Origin of the sequence: Paraburkholderia sediminicola (assembly GCF_046030555.1) — a bacterium.
Classification (GTDB): Bacteria; Pseudomonadota; Gammaproteobacteria; order Burkholderiales; family Burkholderiaceae; genus Paraburkholderia; species Paraburkholderia sediminicola_E.
In genome coordinates this window covers 68,520-83,969 of record NZ_JAQQCH010000030.1, presented here as the reverse complement: position 1 = coordinate 83,969, position 15,450 = coordinate 68,520, and the positions used below count along the sequence as shown (strand labels likewise).

The window sequence follows — 15,450 nt, the reverse complement described above, 5'->3', positions numbered from 1 at the left end:
CGGACAGCGCCACCAGCAGTCTCGGACGGGCTATCACGAAGCAAGGATGTTGCGACCCGAGGCCACCCCACATGCGGCGGGATTTCATCGCCCTCGATCTTCTCCAGATACGTACAGATCGCCTGTTTCATCAGCCAGTGCGGGCTGCGCTGTATGCGTTGGGCTGCCACGCGTACCCGCTGGCGCAGCGCTCCGTCGATCTTCACCCCTACAGTCGTGCTTTTTGGAAATTCGTAGTCCACTTGATCTCTTTCCTTCCATATCCCGGGATGCCGACCACCTCCACCGGCAGAACCGATTCGTCTTCCACGTGTGCGGCAACTGTGTGCCGCCTCTCGCATTCGGAAGACCTTCGCTTGATGTCGCGGAAACATCCACGAAGGTCTCGTTGAGAAGCAGGAGACGAACCGTCCAGACAAGCCGGACGGCCTGCCCTATCATGCGAGGTCTTTTCCTTCCGTCTCTGGCAGAAGCAGCGCGAGAAGTACGGTAGCGACCATAAACAGGTTGATGAAGGTGGTCGTGAGATTGAACGACGAGCCGCCCGCCACCAGCATGCCAATGGTGATCGGCGCGGCAATATTGGCGAGACGTTGCGCGAAAATCGCCCAGCTGTAGCCAATCGTTCGCGTCCGCGTCGGGTACATTTCACCCACCCACGTGTCCCACACGCCCCATGCGCCGAGGCTGAAAAATGCCAGGGCGAAGTTGCTCGCATAGAGGCCGCCAATCGTCTGCGTGTTGGCGAATGCGTATCCCGCGACAGCCGACAGCGCCACGTACGCGATCATCACTTTCTTGCGCCCCAGCTTGCCGGTCAGATACGACGCTGTCATATAGCCGGGAATCATGCAGAGCGCCGAGAACGCGATAAAGCCGTAACTTTGCGGCAGGCTCAAGCCGCGTTGTTGCAGCAAGGTGGGTAACCAGGTTTGCAATCCCCAGTAGCCCCAGGCAAACGTAAAGTTGATCGTGACCTGCAGCAGCGTCACCACTAACATCCGCCCGGAAAAAAGATCGCGCCACATGCTGCGCGTCACGCTCTCAACGTGCAGACGCTGTTGCGGCGGAACGACTGTCGCACCGCGACTCAGTCGGGCAATCGCCGCGCGTGCCTCTTCCTCACGTCCGGCTGCTGCGAGCCAGTACGGCGACTCCGGCACCCAGAACGCAACCACCAACGCCCACAACGCGGCTGCCGAACTCGCCCCAATGACCCACCGCCATCCCATCGGCATCAGCCACACGGTGGCGCCCAATGCCACCAACATGCCGATGGGCCACCCGGCGGCCAGATAAACCGTAAATGGCCCGCGTGAGCGAACCGGCAGCAATTCCTCGAAGTACGGGAACGTGACCACCAGCATGCCAGCAGCCACGACGCCGGACGCGAGTCGCAGTGCGTAAAGCGTCGAGTAGTCAGGTGAAAATGCGCTTAGCGTGGAAACCACGCCGTACAGCACCATGCTGTAAATGATCGATTTCTTGCGCCCGAGCTTCTCCGAAATCGGCCCCCAAATGATGGACCCAATCCCCATGCCCACAAAAATTGCACCGATCAGATTACCGATTGCAACCGGGCCCAGCTTGAAGTCTTTCGAAATCAGCGGAGATGTGTAGACGATGATCATCATCTCCCACGCTTCGATCACAAGTACAAAGAACAGTGCGAGACAACTCTTCAGATGTTCGATGGTCAGTGGAAGGTGTTCGAAGACCTGCCCGACCGACACGAAAGCATCGCTGGGAGCGCGGGCGCCGCGCTGTGAATGCACGGAATCAGGTGCTAGACCTGCCGCGTAGGATGTCTTGAGCGGCGCTCGCGCATCGTGTGAGGATTGGTTCATGAAATGCCCTTGCTGTGAGGGTTACAGCGCGATTCCGTGTGTCAGTACAGTCGGGTTGCGCGTGCGGTCAAAATGTTACGGTGTGGCCAATGGGAACCGGTCCTCGGAATAGTCCAAAATCATCCAGCTCGCTTTCGGTCGGCGGCTCGCAACTCCAGACCCGGCTCGGCGCCCAGCCAAACTGTTTTTTGAGCCGGGCAAACGACTCGGCCATCTTGAACGCTGCAACAACGGGATCGATGACCGGAACGCCAACGGCTTGCTGGACGGCGTCGAAAAAGCCGAATTCAATGGTGCATCCAAGAATGACCGCCTCGGCCTTATCTTCATCCACGGCGCGCCGGGCTTCCTCGATGATCCGGCGACGGGTGACCTCCGGCTGTGCCTGGAAGTCGTTGACGCCCATGCCGAGCGAACGCATCGACGCCAGCCGATCGATCTGTCCATAGCCACGAATACGGTCTTTCATCTGCTCGATCCACTTCTCGCGCCCAACTACGACCGAAAACCGGTTCGCCAGTTGGGTGGCGATCTGCACGCTGGCCTGACACGGCCCGATCACCACCGTCCGCCCCGATATCTCGCGTGCAGCTTCGATAGCTGGGTCATAGAAGCAGCCCACGACCAGCGCATCAATATTCTTTTGGCCCGAATCCCGCGCAACCGCCACCGTCCTTTCGTCGATGAGCGCCTCATACGTCCGGTATTCGAGGTGCGTCGGAGAAGGGTTCATGTCGAACGACACGACTTCGATCTCGGTCGATGGTTGCTTGATCGCATGGAGCAACTGCCCAATCGGCTCGTTCCACGTCGGATAGCCAACCGGGTTGAGCCAGCGAACTGAAACCGGAATATCCACCGGATGACCACTGAATTGATGATTCATTTCGACACCTCCATTTATCAGCGAACTGAGAGTTAAAAGCTTTGCCAGTGGCCCGCTAGGTGCAAGCCGTGTTCGCAATGGCACATCACAAGTACTTGACGAGCGCCATGGTGAAAGACACGGAACGCCTCAGATTCGATGACGTGTAGTAGTCGAAGTTGAGATTGCCAGAGATGTACACGCCGTATTTGGCCAGACCGTAGTAGCTGATTGCCGGGCCGATTTTCCCTTCGCGCTGCTCTTCAAAATCCGACCCCGCCATACTGTAGATGCTGTACGCGTGATGCAGACCAATAAACAGATCGTCGCGCACCTGATAGCCGCCTGCTATGTCCATCAGCGTCATACTCAGCCCGCCGCGCAGGTGCTCCATCTGACCGTTGCCGATATCAGTCGCATTCAGGTTTCGCGACGCGTATGTCAGTTCAACCGGATTGATCGTGACGCCCACTCGACCAATCTGGATGTAGTTATTCACATTGAAGCCGTATGAAAACTGGTTGGCACCCGCACCGAAGCCCGCGCCTTTCGTACTACCATTGGGAAACACAACCGTGAGCGTCGGACTTGTCCAGAACGTCCGGTAACCAGGCGTTCCCACGGGTTGATCCGGCACGACGACGTTGTAGTAGTACTCGATTCCAAGGTTCGGATACGCGAAGCCTGCACCATTCGCACCCGGCGCGCCATGAGGATTCGAATAGCCCAGCGATCCGTTGATCCAGAATTCGAACTGATCCCGGTGCGTTCCGGTAAAGCCAGTTTTTGTGAAGTACGCCGGGTTGAATGACGAATAGATTGAATTCGAGTTCGGCCCCGTATGCTGGAAAACCGGAAACGCCTCAAGCGCCCATGACCCCGGCGCGCCCGCCTGACCGTAGCCGATGAACTCGTCGGCGCAGGCAGGCAACGATGCCGAACCCAAAGCGAGTACCGTCAGACCGGTTGCGCCGATCCCCAAAGCCTTTCGATATTGCATACCACTCTCCAAACAGTATGTTATTTCGCTATCCTACTTATATTGAATTTGTAAAATTTCATACAAATCAAACAGATGCCTTCGGGACCTTCGCGAGACCCGCAAAATCGGGCCTTTCGTCGCGCCGGATTGTCGCGTTGTGATTGGACAAATTGCGAACCAATCCGGCGTTCTTAGCGACATCAGTCGCTCAACAGTTCTTCCAGTTCGATTACCGTTTTGGGCGTTCCTGGTCCCATCACACGTGAACCGGTTGACGTGATCAGTATTTCGTCCTCGACGCGCATACCGCCGTAGCCGATGTGTTTGTTGAATTTTGGGTAGTCGATGAACTGCGCATGGCGTTTCTCTTCTGCCCAGCGCTGGATAAGCGGCGGGACAAAATAAATCCCAGGCTCGACGGTCATGACCATTCCTGCCTTTAACGGCTTCGCCATTCTGAGACTGCGCAGTCCGAACAGGTCGCTGCGGGAGAACTGTTCGTCATAGCCGACGTGATCCTCGCCAAAAGACTCCATGTCATGCACGTCAAGCCCGAGCTGGTGTCCGAGGCCGTGCGGAAAGCAGATCGCGTACGCGCCTGACGACATCACGTCCTGAGGATTTCCCTTGAAGAAACCCATCACCGTCAACCCTTCGATGAAATGCAGCACCGCGGCGCGGTGCGCATTCGCGAAAGGAACGCCTGGCCGCGACGTCGCAATGCCCACCTCCTGTGCTTGCACAAGCAGTTCATACAACTCACGTTGACGCGAATCGAAGCGTCCGCCTACAGGCAGCGTTCGCGTGACGTCGCTTGCATAGCCAAGCGCACTCGATGCCCCCGAATCGTTCACCACGAGGTCGCCCGCTTCCAGACGAAGGTCATAGTTGAAGTTGTGGAGGATTTCGCCGCGCTTCGTCAACACCGACTGATACGCCTCCTGCAACCCGTGACGCATCAGCACGCGATGCATCTCCGCAACGACCTTGCATTCCAGCACGCCAGGTCGCGCGGCCCGCATCGCGGCACGATGCATCTCGTCGGTAACAGCGAGCGCCTTTTCGATTTCATCGATTTCGACGTCGCTCTTGATTTCCCGCAGAGCCACCACCGTCTGGATTAGCGCCAGGGACGCCCGCTCCCGCGCGTTATCCGGCGTGCAGCGCAGAAGCCGCGAGAGTTCGACGACAGTGTCCGCTCGATAGGGCGGCAAGAAATGCACATCGCGCCCTTGCCGGATCGCATGAGCGATCACATCCGCCAGCGCGGCGTACGGTTTCACGGCCGGGCAGCCGGCTTGTGCGCACTGTGCCGCCAGACGCGGCGTCTTGCCGAGCCAGATTTCGTCGTCAAGGCTGGCGTCGTCGCCGAAGACCGTCTCGTCGCCGCTATCGATGTCGACAATAGCCGCAATGTGTGGCCGATTCACGCCGAAAAAGTACAGGAAGGTCGAATCCTGCCGGAACACATGGACGTTGTGCGGAAAATTGATCGGTGCGTCGACGTTGCCGGGAAGCAATACGATGCCCGAGCGTAGCCGCTTGCGTAGTGCCGCGCGCCGTTCGATGTACACGCTACCTGCAAACATGATGACTATCCTTAAGCTTGGGTGGACGTTTCAGCGTACTCACACGCTGACGCCGTAGATTTCCTTGGCAAGATCGGCATTCAGATAGCCGTTCCTGACGTCGTCCACAACCGCGGCGCGCGTACGCGCGGCGGGATTGCCATACCCACCGCCCGACGCGGTCCTGATGCGGATTACGTCGTCGCGATTCAGAGGCAGCGCGCTGACCATTGAATAGCGCTCGCACTCTCCGCTCTTCCGCACCACCTCGATATAGTTGAGCGAGCCATCCGCCCCGCCTTCCAGCCCCCACGGCGGCACCTTGGAGCGTGTATAGCCGCACGTCAGCAGTGTTTTGTCGGCGCGGACCCGGTATTCCACGTGAACGCCCCGGCCGCCGCGATATTGACCGTGTCCACCTGGTTCGTCATTAAGCGACATACGATCGACGTACAGGCCATACCGTGCTTCACAGATCTCGGCGGGGCAGTTATAGGTTTCACCATGCATGCCGGAATAAACCGCGCTATTGCCGTCGCGACCGTTTTCCGCGCCCCAGCCACCGATTTCCGGCTCGACCAGCGTGAACGCACGCCCCGTATCCGGGTGCACGCCGCTGATGAACGTGCCGCAAATCGACGCAAAATTGCCAGCCGGCAGCCGGTCGGACAAGTGTGGGGCGAGGCAACGCAAGATGAGATCGTGAGCGCGAATCAGGTTCTCGAAGTAGAACCCTTCTGCTGCGGGACTGCGTGCATCGAACATCGTGCCCGGATTGGTCAGCACGGTAAGCGGACGGAACGTACCGCCGTTCGTTGCCGCACGCGGGTCGGTGACCGCCTTGAACGCCATCTGCGCGGCGACGACCGTGCCGTCGCGGCTGAGGTTATGTGGCCCCGCCGACTGGGCCGGATTGTCACGCAGGTCGACAATCATGCCCGCGTCCGTGATTTCCACCGTTACGCGCAGCAATTGCCCGTCGTCCTGCGGCTCTTCAGCCGAGAAACGTCCTCGCGGCGCATCGTCGAGCGCTCTCAGCGAGACCTTCTCACCGAGACTCATGAAATCCGCCACCGCTTCGAGGAACAGATCCGCGCCGTACTTGTTGGCCAACTCGATGATACGTGTCGCGCCGCCGCGTACTGCGGCGATGCCCGCCCAAAGATCACCCTCCATGAAATCGGGCAAGCGTGTGTTGGCGCGCAAGATCTGCATGACCGATCGGATTGGTTTGCCCTTCGAGATCAGCTTCACGCACGTCAGGCGCAATCCTTCCTGAAAAATATCCGTCGCGTTAGTGGAAAGCGATCCCGGCACCGTGCCGCCCACGTCGTTCCAATGCGCGATATTCGCGGTCCACGCAATCAGCTTGCCGTTCGCGAATACCGGCATCGCGAGAATGACGTCATTCAAATGGGTCACGCCACCGCCGCTGTGCGGATCGTTGGTGATGAAAACGTCACCCGGTTCGATGTCGCCAGGCTGCGCATGCTGGGCCAGGATACGCTTCACCGCCTTGTCAAGCACGGCAATGAAACCGGGCGCCCCGGATCCGGAACTGGCAATCTCGCCGTGTGCGTCGGTGATGCCAGTGCCCATATCGAGCACCTCGTAGATGATCGGGCTCATTGCGGTCTTGATGATCGCAGCGAACATTTCGTCCGCGATCGCCGTCAATGAGTTCTGGATGATTTCCAGCGTGAAGATGTCAACTTTGCTCATGGTAATTCTCCGTCATCTCAGAGAGTGATATGGATGTTCCCGAGGCGATCGACACTCACGCCATTATTCGGGTGAACGACGATCGTCGTTCCGGCATCTTCGATGATCGCGGGCCCATTGAACGACATGCCCGGCTCGAGCTTCGCGTTGTCGTAGATCGTGGCTTCGTGAATGCCTTCCATTGCGTAGTCGACAGCGCGATGTCCCTTCACGGCTTCACTCACATCGGTACCCGTGACCGGCATTTCGCCCAGATTCAGCTTGCCGATTTCCGAGGTCGTGACGATATGAAAGCCGACGATCTCGAGCGGTGCGTCGAGCCGATACGTATATTGCCGTTCGTAGATGGTATGGAACCGCCCGGCAATCGCGCTCCAGTGCGTGGCAATCCGTTCGTCCGGCTGAAGCGGAACCTCGACGGAATGTTCCTGGTTCTGATAGCGAAGTTTGCAGTGGATGGCGAGCGTGAGACGATCCCGCCCGACGCCTTCATCGGCAAACTGGGCAACCGCTGCTTCAGCCAGTTCGTCGAGCGTGGACTGCGCCTCGGCAATGGTCTGTTCATGCGTCGTTTCGAAGAATCGGTTAACGAACAGATCGCGACGCAGATCTGACATCGTCATGCCCCATGCGGAGAACACCGACGCGGCACGCGGAATCACCACTTTCTTTACGCCAAGTTCCTCGCCAAGCGCCACCGCATGCATCGCGCCGCCGCCGCCGAACGCAACCAGCGTGAAATCGCGCGGATCGCGACCGCGATTAAGCGACACTAGTTTCAGCGCATTCACCATGTTGTCATTGGCGATACGGATGATTCCGCGCGCGATTTCTTCTCGCGACATGTTGAGTTTCTCAGCGAGCGGATCAAGCGCGCGATTCACCGCATCCATATCCGCGACGAGTTCGCCGCCGCAAAAATAATCCTTGTTGATCCGTCCGAGCGTAAGGTTTGCGTCCGTTGTCGTGGCGTGGGTGCCGCCCTGGCCGTAGGCCGCCGGCCCTGGCAGCGCGCCGGCCGACTGGGGCCCGACGTGCAGTTTGCTGAAGCCATCGATCCACGCGATCGACCCGCCGCCGTTGCCGATTTCAACCAGGTCGACAACCGGCACCATGATCGGATACCCCGCGCTCACGCGATCACGTTCGATCCAGTAATCGGTCTTAATGGTGACCTGCCCGTTCTCGATCAACGAGCATTTCGCCGTCGTGCCGCCGATATCGAGCGCCAGCACGTTCGGCTCGCCGATCAGGCGGCCCAGTTCCGCAGCCCCCCAGAAGCCGCTCGCCGGACCGGACTCGACCATCGTGATCGAAATCTCACGTGCATGCGCGACAGTATCGACGCCGCAATTGGACTGCATCACGTACAACGGCGCGGCATAGCCATTCGCGCGCAGACTTTCTTCCAGGCGGTTCAAATAACGCGATGCATTCGGCTGCACGTACGCAGACAGAACCGTCGTGTTGGTGCGTTCATATTCACGCCATTCACGCGTGATCTGGTGCGACGCGACGACGGACACCTCCGGCCACAAGCGCCGCACTTCGGCGAGTACGGCCTGTTCGTGCGCCGGATTGGCATACGCATGCAGCAGGCAAATCGCGACCGCCTCCACTTCCGCGCGACGGAAGTCATTCAGAATCTGCGGCAGACCGCTCAGATCCAGCGACTCACGTTCGCGCCCGTCGAAGCTGACGCGTTCGCGCACCTCGCGGCGCAGATGACGTGGCACGAACGGCGTGGGTTTCACCCATTTCAGATTGAAAAAGTCCGGACGGTTGGCACGCGCGATCTCCAGCACGTCGCGAAAGCCCTCGGTCGTAATCAGGCCCGTGCGTACGCCACGGCGCTCCGTCAACGCGTTGATGACCACCGTCGTGCCATGCGCAAGGAAGCTCACTTCCTCCAGCTTGACGTCGCTCTTGCGTAGCACGTTGATGATGCCTTGCTCGAAGTTCGGCGGTGTGGTGTCCGCCTTCGCCGTCCGTATGGTCTGTTTTCCGGTTGCCGTGTCGACCTCGAAATAGACGAGGTCAGTGAATGTGCCCCCGACGTCGGTCGCCACTCGGACAGTCTTTCCACTCGTTGCCATTGCACTTCTCCTTGCATCATGGGTTCCGGCGCATCGAGCATGAACCATGAGTTATAAATCGTTGATATCTAACCTTTATGCTAAGGTATACTAATTTAAATATTACGTTCGGCACGTCTTTCCACGTATCAACTTGCGACGATCCAGCGCAATAAACTCTGGGCCGGGCCGCTGTTGGAGTGGACTTTATGAATCCAATAAGGTCGAAGCAACGTCGGCGACGAGTAGGGTCCGCGGTACCGGACCCACCTACCTACCCAGACGGGTAGGTTAGTAAGGGTTGTCGCTAAAGCGGCGCGGCCGGGGGTTCTGGGCGCATGCCACGTTGACTGGCCGATGAGGGACGTCCAGCTGCCGGCTATCGTCGCGGCAGCGCGGACACAGGATCAAACCGGGGTGGCTACGAACCCCAATTGAAGCGCTGCGGTGATGGCGGCCGCGCGATTGTCCACCCCGAGTTTCTGGAAGATCTGCTTGAGGTGGAATTTCACGGTGTTCTCTGAAATGTCCAGCGCGCGTGCAATCGCCTTGTTGGTCTGGCCAATTACCAGCAGCCCGAGCACCTGCGTTTCTTTCGCACTGAAAAGCGCGCGCGGACGGACCGGATGAGCCTGCCACCCGCGAAGCTGCGTGATCGCGGGCAACAGGGCGGGCGAAAACGCGCTGCCCATGCGCTGCACGAGCGGCAGGATGCCCGGCCCCGCATCGAGCAGCAGACCGGGAATCGAATGTTCGATCACCGGCGCGAGGGCGTGCGCGACTTCGTCCGGATTCGCCGCCTCCCCTTCGCGAGCCTTGCGCCCCGCGATCAGCGCAAGCAGGCGCAAGCGCCAGACGGGCAACAGGATGCCCTCGCGTTCCAGTAGGCCGGCATCGTGTTCCAGCCGCGCAAGTGCCGCGGCAGCGGCGCCAGTCGAGATCCGCATCCGTGCGTACGCGAGTGCGCTCGCTTCACAGAAGCGCCAGTCGAGACCGTCACCTTGCGCTGGTCGAACAAGGTTCTCCAGCCCCAAGTCCTGCGCCTCCTGCTGCGCTTGAGCGCCTAAACCGCATTGTGCAAGCAGATCGACACGCCAGACATGCACCAGCCGCGCAAGGCGTTGCAGACGCCGGTCAAATGCGATCTGTGCGACGTGATCCAGAACGGCGAGCGCATGTTGCATACCTTGTTGCCGCAGCACCGCACGCCACGACACTTCGGCGGCGGTCGCGAAGAGGTCCATCCAGCCATCGGTGTGCTCCAGCGTCTCCTGCCCCTCGCGTATCCAGGGCAGCGTTTCAAACCAGAGGCCTTCCCAGTAAAGATGTTGCGCCTTCAGACAACCGACCACAGCCTTCAGCGAACTGTCAGTACCAAAGTTCGCTTCCGCTAGCTTCAGCGCTTCGTCGACCCGCTGCCGTGAAGCTGAAATCTGGCCGGTCGTCGCGAGGGCGAGCGCCTCGTGCATGAGACAAAAATTCTCGCCCAGCGGACTGGCGACAAGCCGCATCTGCACACGCGCCGCACGCGCCGCCTGTATCGCGTCCTGCATTTTCCCGCGCGCCATCGATCCCACGGCGCCGACGCACAGCAGCGTGGCCTGACCCAAAGGATCGTCGGGAAGGCGGTGGCTCGCGTCTTCACTGCTGACAGGGAAACTCACGGCGCCATCGAACATATCGAAGTAGCTGTGCAACAGCGCCTGGATGATCGTGAAGTCGCGTTCGAGCCGCACGTCTCCTTTGACGGATATCTCGGCCAGACGCAGCAGTTCGATTGCTAACGGGGGGTTGCCGAGTTTAGCCTGCAGATAGGCCTGCATCAGCAGCAGTTCCGGATCGCTGCGGCGCGCCTGATCGTCGAACTGTTGCAACAGACCCTGCGTGTACTGGATGCCATGCCGCAGCACCAGCTCCCAACCGCCCGCCTGCTGCACGAGCTGCACGCCAAGCTCTGTATCGTCGGCACGTAACGCGTGCGACACGGCGAGAACCCAGTCACCGCGCTTCGCGAGCCATGCGGCAGCCGCGCGATGAATCTGGTGCGCACGCCGGGCGTCGAGGCGTGGCCGTAGAAAATCTGCGAGCAGCAGGTGATAGCGAAACCAGCTGCAATTTGCGTCCAGTGGAACGAGCAGCGCATTGAACGCCCTCAACCGGGACAGGAGTTCGCCGCTGTCGTGACGGCCGCGCGCGACATCGGCGAGGTCCGCGTTGAAGCGCTCCAGCAGCGATGTTTCGATCAGGAAGTCCCGGCAATCGTCAGGCATGTTATCGAGAATCTGCTCGGCCATGTACTCGGCCATCTCCGCTGCCCGGCCGGAAAATGACGGCAGCCCGAAAGCGGATTCGGTGCCACGGGCAAGCCATAAGCGCGCCAACTGAACGGCAACGGCCCAGCCTTCCGTCTTCGAATGCAGCGTGGCTAGCACCGTTGGGCCAAGATCCGCGCCCAATATCTGCGACGCCTCCGCGAGCGAGAGCACCAGGTCCGCTGCGTCGACTTCATGCACGAGACCGCGTGCCTTGAGCGTGGCGATCGGCCACGACGGCCGGGTTCGACCGGCAACGACCAGATGGAGCCACTGCGTTCCGTGCTCCATCAACGTCAACACGATTTCGTCGACGGCGCTGGAGGCAGCCCGATGATAATCGTCCAGCATGAGCGTAAAGCAGCGGCTATCCCGAGCCAGCGCCTGGAGGAGGGCCGTGACCGTGCGCCGGGGGCGCGCGTCCAGCGCTTGGGAGTGCGCAAGCGGCGACAGACTGCCGAGATCGAGGCCCGCGTCCTCCAGCGCCAACAGGAGATACACCAGGAAGCGGTTTGCTTCGACATCGGCTTCGTCGAGCGAAAGCCAGGCGACAGGCGGCCTATCTGCCCCTTCTGCCAAGGCCGCTCGCCATTGCGAGAGCAACGTTGTCTTGCCGAAACCGGGAGCGGACACAACGAGCGTCAGCGGTTTATTCGCATGACACCGCAACCTCGCCAGCAACGCATCGCGAGGCACCGTTTCGAGCTGGGTTCGTGGCGGAGCGAGCTTGCCGACCCACATCCACGCGTCGGAAGAGTCGAGCCCTTCGGTATGATCGTCGCTCATGCCATTGCAACGTGTTGGAGTCGGGAAACCGTAGAGACGGCGACCGTGCATCGCCTCGCGCAAAAGCTACCCACACCACCACGCAGAACGCTCGCCGGTGCGACCAACGCAAATTGTCGCGCACCGATCGGCGCAATACAGGCGGCGCAAGAGAAAGACAGCCTTGTACATAGATAGATATTCATGTTCCAGAAAGCAAATAGGAGGAGTGCTCTTTCTTCGTACAAGAGAATGGCTGCCTGGTTCGGTGCGAGAACGAGAGTAACTTCAGTTTACCGCAGCCTGGCGTTGTCAATTTGCCGGGAACCCGGTGAGCAAAGCGCACAGCGCAACGGATGACGTTCACTGGAAAATGGTGACTGTGATAGAGCGATTTCGGCTTCTTCACATGCCATCTTACGCGACCGACGCAACCGGGGCGACGGGTGGCAAGGTTCGGTGATGGTGATCAGTCTGGAAGACGGTGTTGTGCAGTTGAATACCAGTTAACCCATTCCAGGGTTACGCGAGCACGCCGTGTCGCCGGGTTGGCCCAACGAACGCGTCCACGTCCACGTCGTCGACATTGACCTTGCCTATCCGGCACAGGTGCTGAACAGCGGGGCGGCTGTCAGCAGCGAGTTGGAGTTCGTCGACGACGGAGACGGAATCGAATTCTGACGCGAAAATCGATGAACTGTGCTTGGGCTATAAAAGCCGCGGCGTCCCGACCCACAAAAGAACCGCATCCGTCGTCGCCGGGTTGAGCCAACTATGGGACTTCGTTGACTTGTAGTGGGCGCTGTCTCCAGCAACAAGCCTGAATGATTCCGTTTCGACGCAGATGAGCAGTTCGCCCTCAAGAACGTAGATGAACTCCTCCCCTGCATGCGTTGTCACTTCTGTACTTGTTCGGCCCGGCGGTATACGCGTGAGTAGCGCCTCAAGCTGGCAATCCAGAAGCGGGCAGGACACGCTGGAATACATGTCAGCCGAGTCGCCGAAGGTGAAGAAGCGAGCATTGCGTGCGCGTCGCACGTTTTTTTCTTCACTCGGGATGTCGACAAAGTATTGCACGGCGACTCCCATTGATTTTGCGATTCCCATCAGAGATGTCATCGAGGGAGTAGCGTGACCGCGCTCGACCTGAGACAGGAAAGGCTTGGAGATTCCTGCTGTTGTGGCGACTCCATCCAGCGTTAGCCCGAGCCGACGGCGCAGCGATCTTATCTTCTCTCCGAGTTCTGCCATACGTAATCCACCTTTTTTGCTACATCGCCGCGGCCGTTATGGAATCAGTCCCGGCACCTTCATCTGTCGGTCAGGGCGACGACGATTTTTCCACACGGCGAGTTTCCCAACATGCAGCGGTATGCGTCGATGGTTTCAAGCAGCGAAAATACCCGGTCAATCCTGGGAATGTATTTCCCGGCGCGAATCTGCGTCATGACAAATTCGATGTCCCGCGTTCGCTGATCGTCAAACTGCACATGGTTGAACATCGAAAACGGATGAATCGACGCATTTGACCGGACAGCGGCCAAGATCGGGATGCTGATGTCGGGTCCCATCCGGCATGGACCGCTTGTCGAAGGCGACTCTATGAAGCCGTTATGCTCGGGGCAACATTGACGTAGGGTAGTTTTGCCACTCGCCGCAGTTTTTCCTACCCATTCGGGTAGATTGACGAGGGTTAACGCTGAAGCTTTGGCTGCGAAACTTGTACGAACCCACGGGGACAATGTCGTCGATCGTTACTGGAAGCAGCAAGCACGTCGTTACCCATGAATCGCTTTTAAATCAGCGATCTACAGGACGTCCAAGGAAAATATCGGAACGGCCGGGAAGCCTTGCCCGGCGAAAGGCAGCCGATTCCAACAATTGCCCGCAAAACCGCGCCAGGTTTGACTCCCGCTCTGCCTGAACACAGGCTCTACCCATACTGCAAGAACAATAGCGACAACAGATCAGAAAAAGCCGTGTGTGGTGCTTCCGATCGGATCGCAGCGTGGAAATTCAAGGTGAGTGTGGATTTTGCACAGTCAACGACCGACTGGCGCTAATTCGGCCTCGACGACAGATGGCAACAAACCATCGCCCGCCTCGCTGCCGTTACCTCAGCGCGCGCTTTCTCGCGCTCCGTTTCCTCCGGTTTCGCAGCAGCAACCCAAGCACCGCGCTGAACACGAGTGTCGCAGCGTATCCGGTCAATCGCTCCGCGCTTTCCCCGTATCCACTGGAAATCGACGTAACGAGAGCCGTCATTCCGAAGAACGCAAATAGTACGAGCATCCATTTCATTCAGGGTCACCTCTACAGTCAGGTTCAAGGCCGTGTCGCCGCACCATGGCGTAGCGAATACATCAGCGCCGCCGCACCCACGATCGCGCCCTGCAGCATCAGGTGTCCCGCTGCGCCAAGTCCGAAGCTGGTGAGGAGGTTGAACAGGAACACGATCATGAAAGCAGCGACTGCCGGTCCGGCCATTCCACCCCGCCCGCTGCCGAAGGTCACGCCGCCCAGCACGGCGGCGGCCAGCGAATTCAGTGCAAGGTCCTCGCCGAGCGTCACATCGCCGACGCCGACGAAACTCAACAGCAGAAATGCGCCACACGCCGACATCACGCCCGAGACTACGTGCGCAATGAACAGCACGCGCAAATGCGGCAAGCCGGATAATTCGGCCGCACGCGGATTGGCCCCAATCGCATCCATCAGACGGCCGAACGCGCTCAATCTGAGAAACAACACGATCGGTACCAGCACGGCCAGCCACACGAGCGGCGCCAATGGCACCCCGCCAATTCGCGCACTGCCGAACCCGGTCAGCACGACAGGCGCGTCGCCCGGTGCGTGAAACTGGCTCAGCGCAATCACGACGCCCGACAGGATCATCGACACCGCCAGCGTCACGATGACCGACGAAGCGCGGATCCTCACGATCAGCACGCCATTGAGCGCACCGACACCCGCCCCCAGCAACAGGCACAGCAGCAGCGCGAGCGGAGCGGGCACGCTCAGCACGCCGCTCGTCAGCAGATACGAGACGGCTGGCACCACGCCGCCCACCGACAGGTCCAGCGAACGGCAACGCATCGTCAGCGACTGGCCGATCGCAACCATGCCGAGCGGCGCGGCTTGCCGCAAGATCAGCAACAACAGCATCGGCGACACCAGGTTCGCGCGCGTGAGCGCCGCACACACGAGCAACAGCACGCTGCCCGCATAGGCGGGCGGCAACCCCGCACACCACGCAGCCATTCGGTGAATCGGTGTCATCGTCGGCGCACGGCGCAAAGCAAGTGTTTTCATGG

At 59.7% G+C, this 15,450-nt stretch carries 12 protein-coding genes; 1 reads left to right on the top strand and 11 read right to left on the bottom strand.

Annotated features, from left to right (window positions below):
* From PQQ52_RS30455 to PQQ52_RS30420, 8 genes are all read right to left on the bottom strand, one after another.
* Positions 1 to 242: hypothetical protein (locus PQQ52_RS30455; RefSeq protein WP_408219915.1), on the bottom strand; the 242-nt coding region annotated here is incomplete at its 3' end.
* Positions 243 to 437: 195 nt separating this feature from the next.
* Positions 438 to 1,847 (bottom strand): MFS transporter, encoded by a 1,410-nt coding sequence (locus PQQ52_RS30450; protein ID WP_408219912.1) that lies wholly within the window; start codon positions 1,845 to 1,847, stop codon positions 438 to 440.
* 67 nt (positions 1,848 to 1,914) lie between these two features.
* On the bottom strand, positions 1,915 to 2,733 hold the full coding sequence (locus PQQ52_RS30445; protein WP_408219910.1) for an aspartate/glutamate racemase family protein: 819 nt from the start codon (positions 2,731 to 2,733) through the stop codon (positions 1,915 to 1,917).
* Between the two features lie 85 nt (positions 2,734 to 2,818).
* Positions 2,819 to 3,712 (bottom strand): hypothetical protein, encoded by an 894-nt coding sequence (locus PQQ52_RS30440; RefSeq protein ID WP_408219908.1) that lies wholly within the window; start codon positions 3,710 to 3,712, stop codon positions 2,819 to 2,821.
* Positions 3,713 to 3,894: 182 nt separating this feature from the next.
* A complete protein-coding gene (locus PQQ52_RS30435; RefSeq protein ID WP_408219905.1) occupies positions 3,895 to 5,283 on the bottom strand; it encodes an aminopeptidase P family protein in 1,389 nt (462 codons plus the stop codon).
* Positions 5,284 to 5,322: 39 nt separating this feature from the next.
* Positions 5,323 to 6,984, bottom strand: a complete 1,662-nt coding sequence (locus tag PQQ52_RS30430; RefSeq protein WP_408219903.1) for a hydantoinase B/oxoprolinase family protein — start codon at positions 6,982 to 6,984, stop codon at positions 5,323 to 5,325.
* A 17-nt stretch (positions 6,985 to 7,001) separates the two neighbouring features.
* Complete coding sequence (locus PQQ52_RS30425; protein WP_408219900.1) at positions 7,002 to 9,080, bottom strand: hydantoinase/oxoprolinase family protein; 2,079 nt, start codon at positions 9,078 to 9,080, stop codon at positions 7,002 to 7,004.
* A 386-nt stretch (positions 9,081 to 9,466) separates the two neighbouring features.
* The gene (locus PQQ52_RS30420) at positions 9,467 to 12,157 is read right to left on the bottom strand and encodes a winged helix-turn-helix domain-containing protein (protein ID WP_408219897.1); all 2,691 of its coding nucleotides are present in this window, start codon (positions 12,155 to 12,157) and stop codon (positions 9,467 to 9,469) included.
* Positions 12,158 to 12,673: 516 nt separating this feature from the next.
* Here PQQ52_RS30420 and PQQ52_RS30415 point away from each other — a divergent pair.
* Positions 12,674 to 12,817: a hypothetical protein gene (locus tag PQQ52_RS30415; RefSeq protein ID WP_408219895.1), complete on the top strand. Its 144-nt coding sequence runs from the start codon at positions 12,674 to 12,676 to the stop codon at positions 12,815 to 12,817.
* A gap of 27 nt (positions 12,818 to 12,844) precedes the next feature.
* Here PQQ52_RS30415 and PQQ52_RS30410 read toward each other — a convergent pair whose 3' ends face one another.
* From PQQ52_RS30410 to PQQ52_RS30400, 3 genes are all read right to left on the bottom strand, one after another.
* A complete protein-coding gene (locus PQQ52_RS30410) occupies positions 12,845 to 13,387 on the bottom strand; it encodes a helix-turn-helix domain-containing protein (RefSeq protein ID WP_408219893.1) in 543 nt (180 codons plus the stop codon).
* A gap of 59 nt (positions 13,388 to 13,446) precedes the next feature.
* Positions 13,447 to 13,878, bottom strand: coding sequence for a zinc-binding dehydrogenase (locus PQQ52_RS30405; protein WP_408219891.1), 432 nt, complete (start codon positions 13,876 to 13,878; stop codon positions 13,447 to 13,449).
* Between the two features lie 583 nt (positions 13,879 to 14,461).
* A complete protein-coding gene (locus tag PQQ52_RS30400) occupies positions 14,462 to 15,448 on the bottom strand; it encodes an ABC transporter permease (RefSeq protein WP_408219889.1) in 987 nt (328 codons plus the stop codon).
* Positions 15,449 to 15,450 lie beyond the last annotated feature (2 nt).